Below are 22388 nucleotides of genomic sequence, written 5' to 3' on the forward strand. Positions count from 1 at the left end.
AGCTCTCTTCTTTTCTCATATTATTGGTTGGTTTGGATCTATGCGTCAATCTTCTGCTCTCGATATCTTAAAAACAGGTCAAAACGTCTTTTTGACGGGCTCGGCAGGTTCAGGTAAGACCTATACCCTTAACCAGTACATCAATTATTTGCGTGCCCGCCGAGTGCCAGTCGCAGTGACTGCCAGTACTGGCATTGCTGCTACCCACATGAATGGCACTACGATTCATAGTTGGTCAGGGATTGGCATTAAGGATGAACTGAGCGAACGCGATTTGACCAATTTATCTCGCAAACAGTTTTTAGCGGATAGACTGAAAGACACTGCAGTACTTATCATTGATGAGATATCCATGCTGCATGCCAAGCAGCTGAATTTAGTCAGTCAAGTGCTCAAGCATGTACGTAAAAATGACACCGCATTTGGCGGGATTCAGGTGGTGGTCGCAGGGGACTTTTTTCAGTTGCCACCCATTGGTAGTAAGGGCGAGAGTAATAGAGAAAAGTTTGCCTTTATGTCTGAGGCGTGGTTGGATGCTAAGTTTCATGTTTGCTATTTGAGTGAGCAGCATCGGCAGGTCAGTGAAGCGGCAAATGGTGGTATCGATTTGGACGATATTTTGAACCAAATTCGCCGTCAGCATGTGACCTTTGAGGCAATTACGGCTCTAGAAGCTACCTACGATCAAGATGTCGACATCAAACGTACTCGTCTATACACCCATAATCTCAACGTTAATAAAATCAATGATAAAGAGCTGGCAGACTTATCTGGCGAGATGATGCGTTTCGACGCGACCTCGACTGGCGACGATAAACTAGTAGATACCCTAAAGAAAACTGTGCGTACCCAAGACGAGCTTATTTTGAAAGTCGGTGCGAAAGTGATGTTTATCAAAAACAACACTGAGCTTGGGGTCTCTAATGGCACGATGGGCGAGTTGATTGGTTTTGCAGCCGTAAAAGTTGATGATAGTAGCAAAGATAAAAACGATGCTTTAATTAATGAAGGTAGCGAGGAACTAAGCGCTAACGATAGCACTAATGTTAAGGCGGGCACTAAAACAAAAGAAAAAGTTAAAGCTAAAACCAAGAAACCTGCACCGCAAAAAATGCCAGTGGTCCGGCTTAATACAGGACGTGAAGTGGTCGCTGAGCCTGAAGAGTGGATGATTGAGGATGAAAGTGGTGAAGTGCTGGCCAGCTATTTACAAGTACCCCTATGTCTAGCGTGGGCGATTACTATTCATAAATCGCAAGGGATGACCCTAGATGCCGCTGAAATCGATTTATCCCGTACCTTTGAGCTTGGGCAGGGATATGTAGCATTATCGCGGCTAAAGTCTCTGGCAGGCTTACAGCTGCTTGGCATGAATGATATGAGCTTACAGCTAGACCCTCTAGCGCGCGGGGCAGATAAACGGTTTTTAGTGCTTTCTGATGAAGCGGATGCCAACTATGCGATGCTTGACGAAAAAAGCATGCAACAAGCGCATGAGAAGTTCATTCTAAAAACGGGTGGTACTCTCAACCAAGCAGTGATTGATGCTTACGCTAATCTGCAAAAGAAGCGCCGGGAACAGCAGCAAGCACAGCAAGATAAAAAGCAAAAATTAGGCAATCAAGTTGCCGACAAATCAGAGAGTACTTTACTCGCAACACGGCTACTATTGGAAGAAAGTTTCAGCATAGCTGAAATTGCACAGACACGTGGGCTTGCACAATCGACGATTATGCGCCATATTAGTGATCTTAAACGCCAAGATTCAAGCCTTGCTTGTGATCATCTGCGCCCTGAAGATGAGGTGATGACGGCGGTCGGTAATGCCTATGTGGCTATTAAAGTGGCCAACAATCCTAATGATTTTCATGACGATGGCAATGTGAAATTGCGCCCCGTTTTTGAGCACCTCAAGCAGAGCATCGATTATAACATTATCCGTTTGGCCCTAATTTTTATCACACCGTAAGATACTGGTTTTTTTACACTATAAGTGCTTACTATCCTAGAAGCTCGCGTTCCTAAGCCTGCGTACTAGTATTCTGACATCATTTTGTTGTGGTCCTTACAACGCCTAAATCTCCCTGCTCCTATATCTATAGCGATAACTCTTTATGCCTGATTTTTCTAGTGCCACTTATCGTCTGACGTCTGACCCCGCGATAGCAGCGGCGCTTCATGCGACCAGCGAGCATACCCAGCCGCTCAGAATTGCTATTAATGGTTTTGGTCGTATAGGGCGTAACGTACTACGCGCGCTACTGGAGCGCTTTGAGGTGCTTGGTCGTGCCATTCATGTGGTTGCTATTAATGATTTAGCGCCGGCTGAGACCTTATTGCATCTACTCAGGTTCGATAGCACGCATGGACGCTTGAGCCGATTGGGCGTTACTGCTGATATAGTACAAGAAGGCATCACCGATCGTCAGCAAAAACCCTGTGCGACAGCAAAGAATGACATTCAGCTGTGCTTGACCAAAAACAATCTTACTTACTGCATCCGTCTATTATCAAGATCTGATCCAGCAACATTGCCATGGAAAGATTTGCAGGTAGACGTGGTACTAGAATGCACTGGCCATTTTCGCTCCTATGCGCAATCATATCTACACATTGAAGCGGGTGCACGCCAAGTTATCATTGGTGCAGCACCCTTTGATGATGTCGATGCCTGTATCGTTATGGGGGTTAATAGTGACGAACTAACCAATGATCTACCAATTATTTCCAGCGTATCTTGTACGACTCAAGCACTAGTGCCACTAATCGCTACCCTTGATAAAGCCTTTGGAGTGGAGTCGGCGATGATGACCGAGATTCATGCGGTTACTGCTGACCAAACTGTGCTTGATCAAGCACATCGAGATCCGAGACGGGCGCGTGCATCGGGATACAATATTATTCCTACTACCTCTAGTAGTATTGCGGCGACCGAGCGCGTGTTACCGAAAATGGTAGGGAAGATAAACGGCCACTCGATCCGAGTACCGACGATTAACGTCGCGGCGATTGATGTGACCTTTGTATTTAGTACGCCGGATGTCAGTGTAGAAGCGCTGCGTAAGGCGCTCAAATCTGCTAGCGACGATAATTTGACCAACATTATGGCCTATACTGATGAGCCATTGGTTTCAAGCGACTTTATTCACCAGCCTGAGTCGCTGATTATTGATGGTCAGCAGCTGATGCAAATCGGCAATCAATATAAGGTCTTTGCCTGGTATGATAACGAGTGGGGTTATGCCAACCGGCTGCTCGATATGTGCTTGCATCTCGCTTCTAGTAAACAACAGGCCAGCAAACAGCGGTTAGTGGCAAAATAGTTTGGGTTTTTTACATTAGCCCTTGCATTCTCATTTCAGATCGTTATAATGATGCACAAATGGAGACGTGGCAGAGTGGTTGAATGCACCGGTCTTGAAAACCGACAAGGGTTCGTAGCCCTTCGAGAGTTCGAATCTCTCCGTCTCCTCCAAATTCAAAAAGCCCCAATCATTAGCTGATTGGGGCTTTTTTTATGGTTCATTTTTATGCTTTAACCTTATGATTAGTAAATACCAAAGATTAATATCCACCATCATTTTTCTAGGATATCGGTAAACTCAATTTTTTGTCCATCGGCAAGCATCAGTGTGCCCTCACTAATCTCTATGGTTACGTCTTGCGTGTTTTTAATGGCGCGCATGACGTTGAGGTCTTCAATACTACTCTCAATAACTACTTTACCCGACTGCTCAGGCAAGATAGGCGGTACGAACTGAGTAAGCGGCACGTTAAAGCGTTTCCCCTTAGTTAGCCTAGCATCTTTCATTAGTAGCGAGCCTTTAAAGCTCTTAATAGGTACAGTGCCATGATTGGAAAGCATAAACGGTAGTTTAACTTGGTTTAGGCTGTCACTATCGCTAGTCTTGACTGGCAGTAGGGCAACTGGATAAGTTTGGGCATTAACAGCTCCCATTTGTCTACTAGCGACGATTGGGCTTTTTCTGCCCGTTGGATTATTAGGGTGGAGGCGTTCATACTCACGTTGCTGTACTAGAGCCTGCTTAATAGACGTACGTGTATTGGCTCCTGATTTGTAAGCATCACTAAGTTTCATACGCAGCATATAGCGGCTGAGAAGCTGACGATCGTTCTCAGGTAATTGCTCAAAGCTATCACCTAGCTTTTTTTGCCATTGATCAGAGTCAGTAGGAATGACTTGCTTACTGGGATCAGATTGGGGCATAGTGCAGCCACTGAAGACCGGTGCCATACCCAAAGACAGCAACAGCAGCATAACGCTGCTCATACGCTTAGGGATACCCTTACCGGCTAGCGCTGGGCGCAATATATCAAGGCAGTGTATTACCGCGTGACAGCGATTTATTAACTGCTTACTTGAGAAATTTACCATCATATGCCTCCTCATCAGCATCTAGGTATAGGTCACTACGCAAGTACTGAGCCATTACAAGTACTGAGTCTTTGCGAGTGTCTAGCTATTGTGAGCGTCTATCTAGGTCAACACTCAGCTAAGTATATGCTTACGGTCAGTGCGTCATTATAGATTTTTACAATTGGACCAAGGTATTCTTATATCATTTAACAGTGTTAGCAATGCGATCAATTAATTGGTCCGAGCGAAAATATACTATGATCTATAAGTAGACCATTAGTCTTAATATACTGTGTTTCACGGGTTAGTGCGCTCAACTATCGCTGAATATTGTGTTAAATTTTGCAAGATAAGGGCTAAGAAACCATAATGGCTGACTGAAAAAACAAGGATTTAAAGTAAACAAGAGGCAGGTAAGCGTATCAGAAAATAAAATACGTCAAGGTTAAGCATTACTTAGTAAGCTTAACCTTGACGTATTTTTTATCAACAGCTGTTTTTATCAGTGATTTTTCACAGTAATGCGATTGTTAATAACAACGAGAATATGAGCGGGAAGGCTAATCATCATCTTGAAGCTCAGATAATGGGTGGGTAGTATTATTGTTATGAGTGACGACAATAGCCTCATCAATAATATGCTGACTGACACCACGCTTACGTAGCGTTTCAATGAAGACCTCGTCATGTGCTAAGGTATAATCTTGATGATCACGATCAAGACCCTGGCGAATATACAAACGAATCAGCCCTTGAATACGTTTAAAGCCAAGCTCTGATGAAGTCGCCCCTAACAGCTCAATCATCTCCTCAGAGAGACGAATACTAATCGGGCGCATGATTTTTTGCGGATGATCAGAAAATTTATTTTTTATGCGTGCAGGTATCATAATAAACCATTACTAGTAGTGAGTAGGAATAAAGAACTTGAACGAAAACTATAGGTAGGTCTTATATAAATAGCGGTTAGGCTATTTGTTAAAAGCGCTGACAACGTCCGACAATGCTGAAGATAGACGCTACTGACCAAACGTGAGCAGTAGTACCTACCATACAACAAAACGGCCCAAAAGAACACTATGGCCACGCCAAAACAGCATCCATAAAAAAACCTTCATCGGATAGTGATGAAGGTTTCTTACAATATGGCTCCTCAACCTGGGCTCGAACCAGGGACACACGGATTAACAGTCCGTTGCTCTACCAACTGAGCTATTGAGGAATAAACGGTGATAACCACGGACTTACTGAGCATAAATGCTGAGCCAGTTCGCGTTATGTGGTGCATATTCTAGCCAAGTAGCGATTAGCTGTCAACCTTAAGATGTCATTTATCAGTAACTTTATGAGATTCTTCTTTAAGAGCAGATAAAAGCCCATTACTAAGCTTAATATGAAGTTTGTATCGTGTAAAAATATCCATTCAGTCGCTAAATAAATAATTTCTGTGCAACATTATTATCTCTAATCATGTTTAGTAACAGTCCTCTGACGCCAGTATAGTCAATGAAAAGTAATATCGATACATAGCCTACGGCTGGCATAAGTTTTTCTTGCTTGCTGTGCCTACGCAGACAGAGGCTGCAAAAAGCTTATACCAGCAGTGCCGTCGCGTTTTTAAGGTATTTTAACTATAGTTGCACAGCGGTTTATAGCAGGGCTCAAGTGATTCTAAACAGCTATAAAGAGACAGCTATAAAGAGACAGCTATAAAAAAACCCCCATCAAAGTGATGAGGGTTTTGGCATATGCCATAATCGAATCAAAGGTGACTCAAGTTATTTACTAGCTATTACTAAAATTTGGCTCCTCAACCTGGGCTCGAACCAGGGACACACGGATTAACAGTCCGTTGCTCTACCAACTGAGCTATTGAGGAATAAGTTGTGAAAGTTAACATTTTCACAATTAGCTTAGCGCAGACTCTAACGAGTTCTTGCTAAGAGGTGCGTATTCTAGCAAAGATAAAAAATAGGTCAAGCCTTTTTTTTATTTTTAATAACCATTAGCGTTATTTTCGCGTGAATACGCCATTTTAAGGTTAGGTTTCATCAATGACAGCGCTAATAACAGCAAAGATAAAATATCTCTAAAATTCCAATAAAGCATCTACAAGAATAAAGCATCTACAAGAATAAAGCATCTACAAGAATAAAGTGTCTACAAAAATAAAGCGTCTATAAAGTTATGACAAAAAAGACGCCTAGTATAGGACGTCTTTTTTAGTTTAAACACTCTCTGCTAAGCTCGTTTTTGCGACTGTTTTTTAAAACCAGTTCCTAAAACAGCTGGTTTTTAACGCTTATTCGACAACGTCTAAATCAGCGATTGCTTTTTCGATACGTGCTAGCGCATCTTTTAGCGTTGCTTCATCAGTCGCGTATGAGATACGCATATGACCACCGAGGCCGAATGCATCGCCAGGAACGACCGCAACACCAACTTTCTCTAGCAACCATTCTGAGAATTCGGTACAAGAAGACAAGCCAGCAGCTTTAATCAACGGTACGATATTAGGATAAACATAGAACGCACCATCAGGACGTAAGCAGGTGATACCTTTAATAGCATTTAAGCCATCAACTACTAGGTCACAACGTTTCTCAAAGGCCTCTACCATCGGCACAAGGACGCTTTGATCACCACTGATAGCCACTTCGGCAGCCACTTGGCTGATTGACGTTGGGCATGAGGTTGACTGCGACTGTACTTTTTTCATCGCGCCAATCAATTTAGCTGGACCACCGGCATAGCCGATACGCCAGCCGGTCATCGCATAGGCTTTTGATACCCCATTTAAGATGATCGCCCGCTCTTTTAATTCAGGGGCAGCGTTCAAGATGTTATAAAATTTATCACCGGTCCAGCGAATGTGCTCGTACATATCATCTGAAACAACATAGACTTGTGGATGCTTTTTGAGTACTTCGGCCAGTGCTTTTAGTTCATCTAAAGTATAAATCATACCGGTAGGGTTAGAAGGGCTGTTCAACACTAACATTTTAGTTTTGTCAGTAATGGCGGCTTCTAATTGCTCCGGGGTGATTTTGAAGTCCTGCTCAGCAGGGCATTTTACGATGACCGGCACGCCTTCAGCGATGATAACCATGTCAGGGTAGCTGACCCAGTATGGGGCTGGAATGATGACTTCATCACCGGGGTTCATAAAAGCTTGGGCAAGATTAAAGAATGACTGCTTGCCGCCAACTGACACTAAGATTTCATTGAGTTCATAGCTGAGGTCATTATCACGCTTGAACTTTTCGATAATTGCTTTTTTGAGCTCTGGGGTACCATCAACGGCAGTATACTTAGTGAAGCCATCATTGATTGCTTTGATTGCTGCTTGCTTAACATGTTCTGGGGTATCAAAGTCAGGCTCACCTGCACCCAGACCGATAATGTCTTTGCCAGCCGCTTTAAGCTCTTTGGCTTTGTTGGTGATGGCAAGGGTCGGTGACGGCTTAATATTATTGACGCGGTCAGACAGTTGCAGTTCGCTCATGAGAGATCCTTTTTATCTGTGAGTGGGGCTTGGAAAAATTGAATACCGATTATATAACGTTTTAATGATTTTCATAATGCTTTGATAATTTTCATAGCGTTTTACATCAAATTTGTTAACAGTTATTCGATCATTATGAAACGATTAAATAAAAATCTATAGTTCTACTTATGAGTTTGCCTAATATTCTTTTAATGGTCACTATAAACAGGTTCCGTTTTAGTATTGTAGCATGCTGCTATCAGGCTGTCTTAGGTGGCTAGCAACAGAAAAGCAACAACCTATATTTATTGTCCTGCCCTAAATATATAGGGGTTGATTACACCAATTGCCAAATTAATCTGAGAAAAATACTCAATAAAAATCTACAATTAAGCAATGGTTTGCGAAGTTACAACAACAGTTGTCTTACCTTATACTATAATTGGTTAGATGCTCTAAATAGAAAACCTAAATTATTAAAAGAGGGTTAATAATGTGTCTGTTAGAAACAGGTTCTAAAAGAACATAAAGAATTAACTACTTATGCGGTAAATACAGCAATTTTTAGTGATAAACTATAATGAATCCCAATAAATAACGATCAAAAGAAGGATGTTCACGATGACCAGTTCTCCTAAAAAACTTCATATTCTCATCACTGGTGCGACCTCTGGTATTAGTAACCAATTGACTAAAGATTATCTGTTAGCAGGCCACAAAGTCTATGCCGTTGGACGTGATGATCAGGCATTAGCTGCGCTCAAAGAATTGGGAGCAGAGACGATTAATCTGGACTTGATGGACCGCGATAAGGTGATTGAGGCCTTTGATAAAATAAGTCAGGTTGACCTAGCGATTTGTGGTGCTGGCATGTGCGAATATTTAGATATGCCAGACTTTGATAGCAGTGTGTTTATGAAGGTATTGTCAGTCAATATGGGCACTTTATCGCATGCTATTGAAGGGGTGTTACCAAAACTGATTGAATCCAAAGGCCGATTAGTTGGTATTGGTTCAGCCTCTGCTTATGTGCCTTTTGCACGAGCAGAAGCTTATGGTAGCTCAAAAGCGGCGATTCACTATCTAATGAAAACCTTACAAATTAGCTTAGCGCCTCAGGGTGTTGCGGTGAGTTTAGTGGTGCCCGGATTTGTGGAAACCCCAATGACCAAGCAAAACGACTTCTCAATGCCCTTCCTTCAGACTACAGAGCAAGCCAGCCGCGCTATCCGTGCTGGGATTGAGAATGGCAATAAGGTCATTGAATTTCCCAAAAAGCTGACCTTACCACTAAAGACTTTGGGGGCGTTACCCGATATGATCTGGCAGCAAGTCAGCAAAAAAATGAATAAAAAATAGTCAGTAACACACCACCAAATAGAATGTCTACACAGAGTACAAAGGAAAGTGTTTATGTCGTTTATCCGCCGCAAGCGTGAGCCTGCACCAGCTCAATCTGTAAAGTTGCAATCAATGTCGCAATCAACGAAGTCTAAATCTGAACTTGAAACAAGCGTCGATTCTAATGCCATTGATTCTAATGCCATTAATTCTCAAGCTAAGAAACGAGTGGCCATTATCGGCTCAGGGGTATCAGGTCTCACTTGCGCGCACTATTTGGCGAAGCAATATGAGGTGACAGTATTTGAGGCCAATGACTATATCGGTGGGCACGTTAATACTATCGATGTGGCATTACAAGATGGCAAAAAATCAAAAGCCAGCAAAACAGAAAGCAGTGCGATAGATACCGGTTTCATCGTGTTTAATGAACGTACTTATCCTAACTTTTTTCGTTTACTTCACGATTTACAAGTACCGTTTCAGGCAACGGACATGAGCTTTTCGGTTAAAAATACCGCGCGTAATTTCGAGTACAACGGTCATACGCTCAACACCTTATTGTCGCAACGCAAAAACATACTCAGCCCCAAATTTTGGCAATTTATCAAAGATATTTTGCAGTTTAACAAGCATATCTTGCAGATCCGAAAAGACTACGATACTGCACGCGAGCAAGGACAAGATGTCAGTGCCTTTACAGAACAAACATTGGGTAGTTATCTAGCCAGTAAGCGCTATGGTAAGTTGTTCACTGATAATTATTTATTACCAATGGTGTCCGCGATTTGGTCAACTAATCTGAAAGAAGTGCAAGGATTTCCACTGGTATTCTTTGCTCAGTTCTTTGATAACCATGGTTTACTTGAGGTTGTTAATCGTCCGCAGTGGTTTACTATCAAGGGCGGCTCTAAGCAATATGTTAATAAACTGGTGCCCCGTTTTGTCAAAGCGGGCGGCACCGTGCGAGTTAATAGCCCAGTACAGTCCATTGAACGTCATGATGGCAAGGTGTCCATAAGTTTTGTAACTACTAGTGCAAATACCAATGTCAGTACTAATGCAAATACCAATATCAGTACTAATGCAAATACCAATGCGAATACTGATACAAATGTTAAAACTAGCGGTGACTTGCAAACTTTAATATTTGATGAAGTGATCTTTGCTTGCCATGCCGATACCGCTTTGCGTCTATTAAGCGATGCCAGCGAAGATGAGACCGAAGTGCTAAGCCATTTCCACTTTACCAAAAATACCGCTGTACTGCATACCGATACTAGCGTGTTACCCAAAAAACCATTGGCATGGGCAAGTTGGAATTACCTTATTGATAATAAGGCAAATAAAAAGCCCAATCGAAAAAATGATGTTGAAAATAAGAGTGAGCAACAGCCGGTCAAACCAGCACTCACGTATCATATGAATATTTTGCAGCGGCTGACGAAGCAACATAATTATCTGGTCACTTTAAATCATGATATAGATCCCGCTCAGGTTATAAAGCGTATGTATTATAGTCACCCAGTGTTTGATCAAGCGATGGTTGCCGCTCAAACAAAGTGGACCAGCATCTCTGGTAATGGCTTGCATACGCACTTTTGTGGGGCGTATTGGTTCAATGGCTTCCATGAAGACGGCGTGCGAAGTGGGCTGCGCGTTTGCCAAGCGTTGGGTCGTGATATTGAGATTAAAGATGAGGTTGACCCTAGCCATTTACCTGATGCCCAAACGGCCCATACGCCATTTCGTTATCAAGATTTGCCAGTAAAGGCAGACAAGCAGCCGCGGAAACTTAAAAAACGTCAGGTGGTTACCGCGACTACTAACCAAGAGTTGGTTGACTATATTGCCACTCTACAACCAACCATTCATGAATTCAGTGGCAAGAAAAAACGGGGCTTGTTTGGTAGACGTCGTAAAGCACAATAGGATGTCGATACTGGCTAATTAGTAACGACAACTTATAGTTCAACAATAGTTTATATTTTAATAGTGGTATCTAAGATAATTAATATTGCTGCAACATTTGCTAGCTGCAACACTTAAAGAGAGCCTTATGTCCACAATTGCTCATCCGTCCGAATCGGCTTCGACGCCAAGCTATCCTCATCAGTTATTTGAGGGTACGACTTGGCACAGTCGCCTATTACCAAGCGTGCACAAATTCACTTATCCTTATCGTTATTGGGGTGTGAATATTAGCGCATTAGCAGCAGGCCAGTGCCTGCCAGAAGTAGCGACACCAACATTTAGTCAGCATAAAGGTCTGAAAGGGCTACCGTTATTTTCAGCACAGCATAGCGCTTTGCAGCAGTTTTACGCTGAAGATTATTTAAAGGGCAATTATTTAAATAATCCTTCTCTACCTGCTGATTCTCTACATGCCGATTGTCTAAATGATGATGCAAAAGTCAGGGATAGCGTCGATGACGACAACAATGATACTGACATTGGTGTTGATGTTGCTCATGGCAGTAAGGTCGAACAACCAGCGTCATCAGTGCCACTGTCAGCGCAAACTTCAGCGCAAAATCTGACACAGCGTCTACATCAGGCGTTTAACCAGTATGCAGGTAGCGTGCCGACCGGTGACATGATCGGCTTGGTAGTCTGCCGTAATGCAGGAATATATTTTAGCCCGGTAAATTTTTATTTGGGGTTCGATAGTGAGCAGACGCCCACTCATTTGTTGGCAGAAGTCTCTAACACCCCGTGGAATAAACGCCATTATTATGGATTTTTATTGACGGGTGCGAATACTGAGTTTTGTCATGATAAGGATTTCCATGTTTCACCCTTTAATCCTATCGATCAACGGTACCAATGGCAGGTTTCGGTAAAAAATAATGCCATCAAAGAGCCTAAAACTACCGACATAAATGATGGGAAAGGTGATTGCTTGCAGATTCGTATCGCAATCAATATCAGCGATGTGCGCGGTGAGGTATTAAAAACTGGGGTAAAAATGACCGGCATCCCGATGACTGCTGACAGTGTCCGACAAAGCTTACGTCAAAATCCGTTGATGAATATCAGTTCATTGACCCGCATTTATTGGCACGCATTTAAACTGTATGCCATTAAAAAAGTGCCCTACATTAGCTATGATCAAAAGTTAGCAGATAGCCAACAGCAGGCAGTCGATATCAATAAATATGATGACAAAAACAGTCACTCTCAAAAGACCATTCTGGATGCTTCAGGAGTCCAGTCACAGAATACAAAATATATAGACAAGGATAACGAGACCATGCCAGCACGCCCAACCGATCGTACACCATCTTCAACTGTTGGAAAAATTACGGCACGATTAAGCCAAGCCGTTAATAACAGCGCAGTCTTGCAACCTGTAAATAATAGTGTGAACTATCTGGCAAGAAAGGCTATATTTCGTGCACTGCAGCATATTCAGTTTGGCAGTATCACTATCATTGAGGACTCTGATGAAGTGACACCTGTCGTTCAGACCTTTGGCGACCCTACCAAAAATTCAGTTTCCAATCATTCAAAAGTGCGTAGTAGCTCGGCGGTTGGTCGACATCCCTTACATATCACCATGAATATTCATGATAGCAATGTCTATCGTCAACTGTTGTTTGGGGGTTCTATTGCCTTGGCCGATAGTTATATTAATGGGGAGTGGGACACTAATGATCTAACGGGGCTCATACGTCTATCAGCGCGCAACCTAGCGGTAATTGATAATTTAGAGAATCGCTTTGCCAGCATTAGTAAGACTTTTGAAAAAGCCAAGCATCAGTTACGTAGTAATGATCAGACGGGTGCAAAGTCAAATGTCTTGGCACACTACGATTTAGGCAATGCGATGTATCAGCGGTTTTTAGACCCAACCATGATGTATTCATCAGCGGTATATCCTACGCCTGATATGTCACTGGCACAGGCGCAGCAGCACAAGCTGGCGCTCATCTGTCAGCGATTACAACTCAAAGCTGAGGATCATGTGATTGAAATCGGCACAGGCTGGGGTGGGTTTGCGATTTATGCGGCGCAACATTATGGCTGCAAGGTGACCAGCACCACTATCTCTGACGCGCAGTACCAAGAAGCACGCCGCCGTGTCGAGGAAGCTGGGCTTTCTGATAACATTACTCTGCTAAAACAGGACTATCGTGAGCTGACCGGGCATTATGATAAACTGGTCAGTATTGAGATGATTGAGGCGGTTGGACACGAGTATTTACCTACTTTTTTTGCCAAATGTAATGATCTCCTCAAGCCAACTGGGTTGATGGTGCTACAAGCCATTACTTTTAATGATCAAAATTATAGCGATTATGTAAAATCTGTCGACTTTATTCAGACTCATATCTTCCCTGGTGGTTGCTTATTGTCCAACCAGGAACTGACCACACAATTTGCCAAGCAAACGGATATGGTCGTCAAGCAGTTACATGATTATGGTTTTGATTATGCTTATACTTTGCGGGATTGGCGTGCGACCTTTATGGCGCAGCGTGCAGAGATTAAAGCGCTTGGCTATGATGAGGCCTTTATTCGCCTATGGGAGTTTTATTTCTGTTATTGTGAAGGGGGGTTTTTGGAGCGTACTATTGGTGTGGTACAGGTCACTGCGGTGAAACCCGACAATATAGATACGCTACACTTTTCCGACTTGCCAGCAGCATAATAGTCGGTTGAGTGGGGGAGCATAGAAAGAGTAGGCAAACATTGTTATGATGAAGCGCTATCATCACAACCAACGCTACAAAAAAGCATCATGCTTAAAGCATGTCATTATAAAAGGACATTATCATGGCTTACGTATTTATTTATCTTGCAGCTGTTGTCATATTTTTAGGTGTCGATGCGGTCTGGCTGACGACCATGAAAGGCGCATTTTATGAGGAGCGTATCGGACACTTGCTTGCTGATGAACCAAATATGCTCGCAGCTGGCGTTTTTTATATGTTCTATGTATTGGCGCTATGCATACTGGTATTGTACCCACAAATTAAAGCTGGTAATTCAGTTGGATATATCTTCTTATTAGGTGGCCTAATTGGGCTGATGGCGTATGGAACGTATGATTTCACCAACTTAGCATTGTACAAAGGCTTTACCCTAGATACGGCACTAGTCGATTTTGCATGGGGTGGATTATTGACTGGTTCAGTCAGTGCCATCGTGGCATGGTTGGCTTATCGTTTTCACTGGCTCAGCTAACTTAAATCAGCCGCTTATATTTAACTATGAGTTGTTTGGCTCTGAGAGCTCAAGCAATTCATAGTTTTTTATTAGCTTGAATATAGCCCGGTTAATATAGCCCCGTTAACATAGCCCCATCAACTCAAACCTATGACTGTCCTTAGCTAAAAACTCTCACCGAGTCATGAGTTAAAACTGCTACTGAAAGACTATTTGGTATATGAGGTGTCTGTCTAGTCGCCATTAAGTTGCGCTACCATGCGTGCTGCTGTATAAATATGCCTCCAAATAAACAAATCTCAAATGCTCGTAAGGAATGCTATGCCTCAAGCTAACACCACTTCAACTGCCAAAAAAGCACCTTTAAACCATGAGTTATATATGTCGGTGCTCATGACTCCCGATATGGCTAACTTTATCGGTAATGTCCATGGTGGCGATTTACTCAAGATGCTTGACCAAGTTGCCTATGCCTGTGCCAGTCGTTATAGCGGTAATTACGTCGTGACATTATCAGTGGATCAAGTGATGTTCCGTAAGCCCGTTTATGTGGGCGAGTTGGTTACTTTTGCAGCCAGTGTCAACTACGTTGGTAGAACCTCGATGGAAATTGGTATCCGCGTTGAGGCGGAAGACGTGCGAGCGCGCACCATTCGTCATACTAATAGCTGTTATTTTACCATGGTCGCTATTGATGACAATGGTAAACCAACACTCATTCCACCACTCAAAGTAGACACCCCGATGCAGCAATGCCGTTTTGACGCCGCCCTAGAGCGCAAGCGTTTGCATACGGAAGGTTCAAATCGCCCAAGCTGTGAAATCTCCACCATGGTTGGTGAGCCAGGAAACACGCTTTAGTGCGGCAATAAATACAGTAACAACCAACTGTTCAAAGTACTAACAAACTAAACAGCGACTCACTAAAAAGCTATTGATACTATAAGCAACTTATTTTAGGCTAAGCTATCTTTTAATCTAAATATTAACATCCTAAACATCAGGATGTTTTTGGTCATTTTATTGAGCTTAGCATGAGTTTAAAGCCGTCTGTTGCCAATCCGCCGCCTGATCTCAAGCATCCCGTGCCTACGCCGAACGGTCGTGCCCGTGGTGCTGGTCATGTTATCTTCGATGCAAATGATGATGCCAGTTCTGGGTCTAATAATAATTCTAATTCTGTACCTGGTGATGATAAGCACTCTAGCTCATTGATTACAGTATTGATTGCAGTTGGTGCCAACCTGATCATCGCTATCGCCAAAACGGTTGCTGCTTTTATGACCGGCTCAGCCTCTATGATTGCAGAGGCGGCACACTCCTGGGCGGACACAGGTAATGGCACGTTACTAATCGTTGCGGAAAAAAAGGCAGTCAAACCTGCTGATAAAAGCCACCCACTAGGCTATGGCAAAGAATCCTATGTCTGGTCGATGATTGCGGCTTTTGGTGTATTCATGGCAGGCTCTATTGTCTCTATTTATACCGGAATTACAGAATGGAATGCTGCTGAATCTGAGACCAACTACACCATTGGTTTTATTGTCTTGGCGGTTGCTTTTGTACTTGAGGGTGCATCATTACTACAAGCCTATCGGCAAAGTAAAAAGCATGGTAAGGCGCTCAATATTAGTGCTATTGATTATGTGGTCGATACTTCCAACGCGACCCTGCGCGGGGTATTTTTTGAAGATTTGGCTGCCGTAGTGGGTCTGGTTATTGCGGCTGCCGCTATGGGTATGCACGCGTATACCGGCCAGCCATTTTGGGATGCGCTGGGTTCTATCATTGTGGGGTTGTTATTAGGGGTGGTGGCGATATTTTTAATCAGCCGTAACCGTGACTTTTTAGTGGGTTATAAAGTCACAGACAAAATACATCATTATATTTTAGCAGAGCTGCTAGATCACCCGGATATCGATAGTGTGTCGTATCTACATCTAGAATGGGTAGGGCCTACCAAGATATTTATGGTGGCTGCGGTAGATATTGTCGGCAATCAGCCAGAAAACAGCATCGCCCACAAATTTGAAGACATCGAAAATCAGTTCCGTGCTAACCCGTTATTCCAAGAGGCTATTTTGACCTTGTCGATTCCTAACGCTGAAACCTTAAGCTTAGAAGATCAGTAAGTAGCCCAATAATTACGCGTGGCATTTTATAGAGTAGGTCAGTTGGTGGAATATGGCTAAGAAGAATTATATAGGCTCTAAAATACTACCCGCTTAACGAACAAGCGCTAGGATTTATTGTCAAATTTCGAAGTTTATAGCTCATAAAATTTATAGTTCATAAAAAAGGTCACCATAGCGGCGACCTTTTTCTATTCAGCAGATAAGTTAAACTTGTTCTAATTTAATTTTTTAGTGTTATTAGTTCTTTGGCGCATTGGCACCAATGAACCAAGCATCTTTATCAATGACTCGGCTGGCTTCAGTAAATAAGTCAGCAGTATCTTCATCGCCAGCATCGCCAGCAGCATCAATAGCTTCACGCAATTTAACAGCTATTTTTTTATAGCGGTTAGTAATCTCACGGACATGCTCATCAACTTCAGTGATATCAGTCGGGTAGTCTTCTAGAATAGAATCTTTGACTACTCGGCTAGCGATGCCATTAGGCTGACCACCTAAAATAACAATACGCTCTGCAATTGCATCTGATACTTCGCGAATACGCTCTGCAGTATCATCTAGTAACTGATGCACACCAATGAAGCCAGTACCCTGTAAATTCCAATGGCACTGTTTGCCATCTAACGTCAAATCAATGACGTTGGCTAGATTGGCATTCAATAAATCTATCATTTTTGCTGCAGTAGCATCGTCTATTCCACTTGCGTAACGTTCTCTCATAGGTTGCTCCATTATCTAATTATTAGTGGGCTAAAAGTGTTATATCGAATCTAAATATAGTGCTTGTAAATGCAGTGTTGTGAATCTACGAAGCATCTTCTCACACTTTATTATTATAGTTAGCATTGCCGTTTACAATGTATATTAAGCGCGGTGCTAGTAACTAGTAATAAGTAAGTAAGTGCTGTTAATGGTTAATTCAGTATCGATAATAACAGCTTATGTCAATGATGGAACCCCTATGCGTTAGGCTTTATTGAGTGGTCGTGTAACGACTTTGTTAAACGTGAAAAGCTTTGTAAAGCGAATCAGGAATAAAGGGGTGTTTGATAATACTTGATCAATAAATCACTATCCTACTATCCCTTGTGACGATCATTCAGCTGGTGTGATGCCTTTTTCTTCAAATTTGTCAAACAATTGCTGCTGAGTCAAATTGGTAGTGTCATTAGCAAATTCGTAATAGCTTGGTTTTTTGTCGATGAAAATTTGGCTTTCAAATTTAAAGTTGGTGTGGTCTTGAAACAGTCCAAGAGATAAAACATAGGTATCAAAGCCAAGCTGATGATAGTATAAATTGGTACCACATTTATGACAAAACGCGCGCTCTGCCCATGCTGATGACGCATAGACGGTCATTGACTCTTCACCAGTAATATCTACTTTTGAATTGCAATGAACTGCCATCAGTGGACCGCTACCCCAGCGCCGACACATCGTGCAGTGGCAGGCCTCAAAGGTATTGATATCTTCTACTTCAATCGTTACGTTACCGCACAGACAATTGCCTTTCATAAGTTTTTCCTTGATTGAATGTAACTCGACTATACGCGAGTCTCTAGATACATATTTCACTATATTGTATTGTTTAGAAGGTTTTAAGTTGCAGATTGGAAAGGTCATGATGATTTATTAAGTTAGGTTTGTATTGGTTGCTTATGAATAGGAACACAGATGTTAAAGGGACTGTCTTTAGGGGCTGCCCTTACCAGAGCACCTCGGTAAATGGATTTATCTATCATAAAAATCATCCACTTACGTAAGGATAAAGCACTCGATTGTCCTTTAAAAATAGCCGCTCAGCCCCCACATTGTTATAAACCTTAAGAAGAAGAAAGCCATTATGCGTATGCCCGAACCGCGCTCATCGCGTCAGTTAAACCAATTAGCCACTCAGCTACAAGGCGAAGCTGAAATTAGTGGTGTTAATGCGTCAGGAACGCAAATATCGAGCCGCGCCTTTGAGATGATTACTGACTTTGAGCCAGCAGGGGATCAACCGCAGGCGATTGAAAAGTTGGTTAATGGCATTAACGCTGGCATGGATGAGCAGCTATTGCTAGGAGTTACTGGTTCCGGCAAGACGTTTACTATGGCAAAAGTTATTAGCGAATGTCAAAAACCAACCATCATTATGGCGCATAACAAAACCCTTGCTGCGCAGTTGTATGGTGAGTTTAAAGCGTTTTTTCCGAATAATGCGGTTGAATACTTCGTTAGTTATTATGACTATTATCAGCCTGAAGCTTATATGGCAGCTAGTGATACTTTTATCGAAAAAGACAGCGCGATTAATGATCATATTGACCAAATGCGCCTCTCTGCTACCCGTGCGCTATTAGAGCGCCGTGATGCCATCATTATCGCCTCAGTATCGTGTATTTATGGTTTGGGTGATCCAGAAAGTTATCTCAAAATGCTACTACATATCGTAGTCGGTGACCGCATTGACCGCACCGCGACCATTAAGCGTTTGGTCGAAATGCAATATATGCGTAATGAATTAGACTTTGGTCGTGGTACTTATCGTTTGCGTGGTGAGCTACTAGACATTTATCCGGCAGAGTCTGAGCAGCTGGCCGTACGTGTGCATTTATTCGATAATGAAGTAGAAAAAATCACCTGGTTTGATCCATTAACCGGCAAAACAGTACGCAGTGTGCCGCGTATTACTATTTATCCCAAGTCGCATTATGTGACCCCGCGCAATAAGCTAGAAGCGGCAACTCATACTATCCGAGCTGAGCTTGAGCCGCGTCTTGAATATTTCCGTGATAATAATAAATTGATTGAAGCGCAGCGTCTCAAAGAGCGTACTCAGTATGACCTAGAGATGATTCAACAGCTCGGCTACTGTAACGGTATTGAGAACTACTCACAGCATTTATCCGGTCGTCCTTCAGGGGAGGCGCCACCAACCTTGTTTGATTATATTCCAGAGGATGCCTTACTGTTCCTTGACGAGTCACACGTGACGGTATCGCAGATTGGCGCGATGTATAAAGGCGATAGATCACGTAAAGAAAACTTGGTCAATTACGGTTTTCGCCTGCCAAGTGCGATGAATAATCGGCCGATGAAGTTTGAAGAGTGGGAGCGTATCAAGCCAACCACTATTTACGTCAGTGCAACGCCTGCAGTATATGAGTTGGAGCATAGCGAGCAAGTAGTCGAGCAATTGGTGCGCCCAACGGGCTTGATTGACCCCGAGATTGAGATTCGTCCGGTACTGACTCAAGTCGATGATGTACTATCAGAAATTAGCAAGCGCCGCGAAAAAGATGAGCGGGTCTTAATTACGACTTTGACCAAGCGCATGTCAGAAGATTTGACCAGTTATCTGAAAGAATACGATGTCAAAGTCGCTTATTTACATTCAGATATTGATACCCTCGAGCGCATGCAAATCATTCATGAGCTGCGGACAGGCGTGCATGATGTATTGGTCGGTATTAACTTGCTGCGTGAGGGTCTCGATATGCCCGAAGTGTCACTGGTAGCGATATTTGACGCGGACAAAGAGGGCTTCTTGCGTTCTGAGCGTGCCTTGATTCAGACTATTGGTCGCGCTGCCCGTCATATTAATGGTAAGGCTATCCTCTATGCTGACCGCATCACGCCCAGTATGGAGCGAGCGATTGAAGAGACCGATCGTCGCCGCGAAAAACAAGTGGCCTTTAACCTCGAGCATAATATTACCCCAAGGGGCGCACGCCGGAACGTCACCGACAAAATCGATACGGGTGAAGACCTCGATGCCAATGATAACCAAGCGATTCCAGTCAAGAGCAACCTGCCCGATGTCGATATTAGTATCTTACGCAGTCCTGATTTGCTAGTTAAAGAAATCAATCGTCTCGAAAAGTTAATGAAGCAGATGTCGCGTGACTTAAAGTTCGAGGATGCCGCCAAAACCCGTGATAAAGTGTTGGAACTAAAGGCACATTTGGTACAGTAACTAGCGTTATTGAATTTTAATCAGCAATCAATTTTTGCATTAGCTCGGATTTTTCTTATATTTGGTGACTCTGATAGCAAATTATCTAAGCAATTCTCAATCACCGCTCATTATAGTTTTGGGAGTCGTGAAATAATAGCAACCAATCTTATAGACCTAAGAGCTTATGAATTAAGTGACGGTTTTAAGGATCTGATTGTAGAAGAGTTAGGCAGAATAAGAGAACAGTTAAAGAAATTAAGCCTATAGTTTTATCTTTGTACCTTGTTAAGGTTTTCTATCGCCAAGTTTAGAGTAGATGCAGTGCGATAAAACTCAAATTATAAGGCATAAAAAACCGTGGGTTACGCTTCTGCTAACCCAGGTTACGGTTTCTGTATGATTGCCAATGTCACACGTAGCTTTACATTTTACAACTTAAAAAAGACAGCTGGCTTATGTAGGATAGATTGATAAAGGATAGCTGATGTAAAAGTTATTTTGAATTGACTAAGTTTGCAAATTTTAGGAGTGTATCTATGTTTGATATCAAATCGTTTTTAAAACGAGGAATAGAAAAAGAACTGCTTGATGTGGATGATTATATTTTCATGCCCGAGAGTGTGGCAATGGTGGTTGAAGAGGGTGATCTAAAGTGTGTATTGAATAGTGATGGTCGAGTCAATATTTTTTATACCAAGCAAGGGGTGACTGATGTCAGAGCAGCGGCTCGCAAACATCCATTCACCTCTTTTGACAAAGAGTTGAATCACGGGATTTATGATGATGTTATCGACGATTTAGTCAAAGAAGTCAACAAGATTCTTGATAGTGAGTCCAAATACTTTCGCAATATGGTCTTACCTTCAACAGGGCCTTTGCCTTTGACAGCATCTTCAGAGCCATAACTAGCTACCATAAGTGAAGGCTAATATTTCTGCTTGAGATGCTTTTATTTCATACTGAACGGACAGCTGTATATTATCTATAGTCAATGAAAAGTAATATCGATACATAATCTACTGCTGGCATAAGTTTTTTTTGCTTGCTGTGCCTACGCAGACAGAGGCTGTAAAAAGCTTAAACCAGCAGTACCGTCACGTTTTTAAGGTATTTTAACTATATATATGAGTTGAATTTCTGAATATCAAAAGCGGGGTGCGTCATGGTCAACTGGCGCACCCTATGTCATTTTTTAAGCAAACCTATCACTTATAACCTAACTTATGACTTAATGAAGCTTCCGTAGCAACTTTGTAGTGACCTAACCGCTACTTTAGTGACCAGTTGTGTGCGATATTCTGAATCTATGGCTGCATTGGTCATATCAACGATGGTGACTTGCTGTGGGGCTTGCTCACTAACGCAACTACAAATTCTATTTTGTATTGCTGACTCTTGTTCCACTGTCATGGCAGTACGAGCAACGCGCCAAGCACTTTGCTGTTCAAGCTCGATACGACATTGGTTATTAACAGCGGCCTTGAATACATTCATACCAATACCGGAGGCAGTACCAACAGAACTGCCTGAGTTTGTATTTGATCCTGGCGTCGCGCATCCCGCTAGAGCAAATGTAGCAAGCAAGGTAGTCAAGGTTAAGATTTTTTTCATGGTCGATCCTTCAATGTTAGTCAGTAATTTTCGAAAATTGTATTTGAAAGTGATGGGTCTTACCCGTTTTAAGGTAATGCTAATAATCTGTGATTATGAAGCAATTTTATAACGTTGAGTCACATTATGTACAGTAAGCATGAGCTATATTCAAGATAGCATAACCTACCAAATAATTAAAAATTTATCAAACAAATATTGAGTTGTCTGTCACTAATCACAGGCGACAGTTACTAATATGCTCACTATAAATCCTCACTTAATTTTAATTATTCAGTCTTCCTACCTCATATTGCAATAATAAATCTTACTTTTGCCCATCGG

At 42.4% G+C, this 22388-nt stretch carries 16 protein-coding genes and 3 tRNA genes; 11 read left to right on the forward strand and 8 right to left on the reverse strand.

Translation table 11 applies throughout. The features are described 5' to 3' along the window. Nucleotides 1-40 precede the first annotated feature (40 nt). From RCH20_RS00385 to RCH20_RS00395, 3 genes are all read left to right on the forward strand, one after another. Entirely contained in the window at nucleotides 41-1969 is a 1929-nt protein-coding gene (locus RCH20_RS00385) for an AAA family ATPase (RefSeq protein WP_327192194.1), read from the forward strand. A gap of 145 nt (nucleotides 1970-2114) precedes the next feature. Beyond that, nucleotides 2115-3323 (forward strand): type I glyceraldehyde-3-phosphate dehydrogenase, encoded by a 1209-nt coding sequence (locus RCH20_RS00390; protein ID WP_209956692.1) that lies wholly within the window; start codon nucleotides 2115-2117, stop codon nucleotides 3321-3323. A gap of 61 nt (nucleotides 3324-3384) precedes the next feature. Then, nucleotides 3385-3475, forward strand: a tRNA-Ser gene (locus RCH20_RS00395). A gap of 102 nt (nucleotides 3476-3577) precedes the next feature. Here the strand turns inward: RCH20_RS00395 and RCH20_RS00400 are convergent. The 5 genes from RCH20_RS00400 to RCH20_RS00420 form a co-directional block, all read right to left on the reverse strand. Next, nucleotides 3578-4399, reverse strand: a complete 822-nt coding sequence (locus RCH20_RS00400) for a hypothetical protein (protein WP_327192196.1) — start codon at nucleotides 4397-4399, stop codon at nucleotides 3578-3580. A 539-nt stretch (nucleotides 4400-4938) separates the two neighbouring features. Further along, nucleotides 4939-5268, reverse strand: a complete 330-nt coding sequence (locus RCH20_RS00405; protein ID WP_209956693.1) for a CopG family transcriptional regulator — start codon at nucleotides 5266-5268, stop codon at nucleotides 4939-4941. Nucleotides 5269-5524: 256 nt separating this feature from the next. Further along, nucleotides 5525-5600 (reverse strand) — tRNA-Asn (locus RCH20_RS00410). Between the two features lie 581 nt (nucleotides 5601-6181). Then, nucleotides 6182-6257: transfer RNA gene (locus tag RCH20_RS00415), tRNA-Asn, on the reverse strand. A 423-nt stretch (nucleotides 6258-6680) separates the two neighbouring features. Further along, nucleotides 6681-7883, reverse strand: coding sequence for a pyridoxal phosphate-dependent aminotransferase (locus RCH20_RS00420; protein WP_327192197.1), 1203 nt, complete (start codon nucleotides 7881-7883; stop codon nucleotides 6681-6683). Between the two features lie 603 nt (nucleotides 7884-8486). Here RCH20_RS00420 and RCH20_RS00425 point away from each other — a divergent pair. The 6 genes from RCH20_RS00425 to RCH20_RS00450 all read left to right on the forward strand — a co-directional run bounded on the left by RCH20_RS00425 (nucleotide 8487) and on the right by RCH20_RS00450 (nucleotide 16510). Beyond that, nucleotides 8487-9224 (forward strand): SDR family NAD(P)-dependent oxidoreductase, encoded by a 738-nt coding sequence (locus RCH20_RS00425; protein ID WP_327192198.1) that lies wholly within the window; start codon nucleotides 8487-8489, stop codon nucleotides 9222-9224. 54 nt (nucleotides 9225-9278) lie between these two features. Then, complete coding sequence (locus RCH20_RS00430; protein WP_327192199.1) at nucleotides 9279-11138, forward strand: NAD(P)/FAD-dependent oxidoreductase; 1860 nt, start codon at nucleotides 9279-9281, stop codon at nucleotides 11136-11138. A gap of 127 nt (nucleotides 11139-11265) precedes the next feature. Next, a complete protein-coding gene (locus RCH20_RS00435; protein ID WP_327192200.1) occupies nucleotides 11266-13860 on the forward strand; it encodes a DUF1365 family protein in 2595 nt (864 codons plus the stop codon). Nucleotides 13861-13985: 125 nt separating this feature from the next. Then, nucleotides 13986-14396 carry a DUF2177 family protein gene (locus tag RCH20_RS00440; RefSeq protein ID WP_327192201.1) on the forward strand — a complete coding sequence of 137 codons (411 nt, stop codon included), beginning with the start codon at nucleotides 13986-13988 and terminating at the stop codon, nucleotides 14394-14396. A gap of 303 nt (nucleotides 14397-14699) precedes the next feature. Continuing rightward, a complete protein-coding gene (locus RCH20_RS00445; RefSeq protein WP_327192203.1) occupies nucleotides 14700-15239 on the forward strand; it encodes an acyl-CoA thioesterase in 540 nt (179 codons plus the stop codon). Between the two features lie 173 nt (nucleotides 15240-15412). Beyond that, nucleotides 15413-16510, forward strand: a complete 1098-nt coding sequence (locus RCH20_RS00450) for a cation diffusion facilitator family transporter (RefSeq protein WP_327192204.1) — start codon at nucleotides 15413-15415, stop codon at nucleotides 16508-16510. A 240-nt stretch (nucleotides 16511-16750) separates the two neighbouring features. Here RCH20_RS00450 and dps read toward each other — a convergent pair whose 3' ends face one another. Further along, nucleotides 16751-17233: a DNA starvation/stationary phase protection protein Dps gene (gene dps / locus RCH20_RS00455; protein WP_209956702.1), complete on the reverse strand. Its 483-nt coding sequence runs from the start codon at nucleotides 17231-17233 to the stop codon at nucleotides 16751-16753. Between the two features lie 375 nt (nucleotides 17234-17608). After that, nucleotides 17609-18028 carry a GFA family protein gene (locus RCH20_RS00460; RefSeq protein WP_327192205.1) on the reverse strand — a complete coding sequence of 140 codons (420 nt, stop codon included), beginning with the start codon at nucleotides 18026-18028 and terminating at the stop codon, nucleotides 17609-17611. Between the two features lie 328 nt (nucleotides 18029-18356). On the opposite strand from RCH20_RS00460, the gene uvrB reads away from it, so the two are divergent. Together uvrB and RCH20_RS00470 are read left to right on the forward strand one after the other, a co-directional pair. Then, on the forward strand, nucleotides 18357-20471 hold the full coding sequence (uvrB, locus tag RCH20_RS00465; protein ID WP_209956704.1) for an excinuclease ABC subunit UvrB: 2115 nt from the start codon (nucleotides 18357-18359) through the stop codon (nucleotides 20469-20471). Between the two features lie 518 nt (nucleotides 20472-20989). Then, the gene (locus RCH20_RS00470) at nucleotides 20990-21358 is read left to right on the forward strand and encodes a hypothetical protein (RefSeq protein ID WP_209956705.1); all 369 of its coding nucleotides are present in this window, start codon (nucleotides 20990-20992) and stop codon (nucleotides 21356-21358) included. A gap of 316 nt (nucleotides 21359-21674) precedes the next feature. On the opposite strand, the gene RCH20_RS00475 is transcribed toward RCH20_RS00470, so the two are convergent. Then, a complete protein-coding gene (locus RCH20_RS00475) occupies nucleotides 21675-22064 on the reverse strand; it encodes a hypothetical protein (RefSeq protein WP_209956706.1) in 390 nt (129 codons plus the stop codon). Nucleotides 22065-22388 lie beyond the last annotated feature (324 nt).

Source organism: Psychrobacter sp. PL15, assembly GCF_035984995.1.
GTDB lineage: Bacteria > Pseudomonadota > Gammaproteobacteria > Pseudomonadales > Moraxellaceae > Psychrobacter.

What these genes read in the sequence shown, in the direction of transcription:
- RCH20_RS00435 (WP_327192200.1), top strand. Translation starts at nt 11,266, where the DNA reads ATGTCCACAATTGCTCATCCGTCCGAATCGGCTTCGACGCCAAGCTAT.
- RCH20_RS00385 (WP_327192194.1), top strand. Translation starts at nt 41, where the DNA reads ATGCGTCAATCTTCTGCTCTCGATATCTTAAAAACAGGTCAAAACGTC.
- RCH20_RS00450 (WP_327192204.1), top strand. Translation starts at nt 15,413, where the DNA reads ATGAGTTTAAAGCCGTCTGTTGCCAATCCGCCGCCTGATCTCAAGCAT.
- RCH20_RS00475 (WP_209956706.1), bottom strand. Translation starts at nt 22,064, where the DNA reads ATGAAAAAAATCTTAACCTTGACTACCTTGCTTGCTACATTTGCTCTA.
- RCH20_RS00460 (WP_327192205.1), bottom strand. Translation starts at nt 18,028, where the DNA reads ATGAAAGGCAATTGTCTGTGCGGTAACGTAACGATTGAAGTAGAAGAT.
- RCH20_RS00405 (WP_209956693.1), bottom strand. Translation starts at nt 5,268, where the DNA reads ATGATACCTGCACGCATAAAAAATAAATTTTCTGATCATCCGCAAAAA.
- RCH20_RS00470 (WP_209956705.1), top strand. Translation starts at nt 20,990, where the DNA reads ATGTTTGATATCAAATCGTTTTTAAAACGAGGAATAGAAAAAGAACTG.
- RCH20_RS00420 (WP_327192197.1), bottom strand. Translation starts at nt 7,883, where the DNA reads ATGAGCGAACTGCAACTGTCTGACCGCGTCAATAATATTAAGCCGTCA.
- RCH20_RS00445 (WP_327192203.1), top strand. Translation starts at nt 14,700, where the DNA reads ATGCCTCAAGCTAACACCACTTCAACTGCCAAAAAAGCACCTTTAAAC.
- RCH20_RS00425 (WP_327192198.1), top strand. Translation starts at nt 8,487, where the DNA reads ATGACCAGTTCTCCTAAAAAACTTCATATTCTCATCACTGGTGCGACC.
- uvrB (WP_209956704.1), top strand. Translation starts at nt 18,357, where the DNA reads ATGCGTATGCCCGAACCGCGCTCATCGCGTCAGTTAAACCAATTAGCC.
- RCH20_RS00390 (WP_209956692.1), top strand. Translation starts at nt 2,115, where the DNA reads ATGCCTGATTTTTCTAGTGCCACTTATCGTCTGACGTCTGACCCCGCG.
- dps (WP_209956702.1), bottom strand. Translation starts at nt 17,233, where the DNA reads ATGAGAGAACGTTACGCAAGTGGAATAGACGATGCTACTGCAGCAAAA.
- RCH20_RS00440 (WP_327192201.1), top strand. Translation starts at nt 13,986, where the DNA reads ATGGCTTACGTATTTATTTATCTTGCAGCTGTTGTCATATTTTTAGGT.
- RCH20_RS00400 (WP_327192196.1), bottom strand. Translation starts at nt 4,399, where the DNA reads ATGATGGTAAATTTCTCAAGTAAGCAGTTAATAAATCGCTGTCACGCG.
- RCH20_RS00430 (WP_327192199.1), top strand. Translation starts at nt 9,279, where the DNA reads ATGTCGTTTATCCGCCGCAAGCGTGAGCCTGCACCAGCTCAATCTGTA.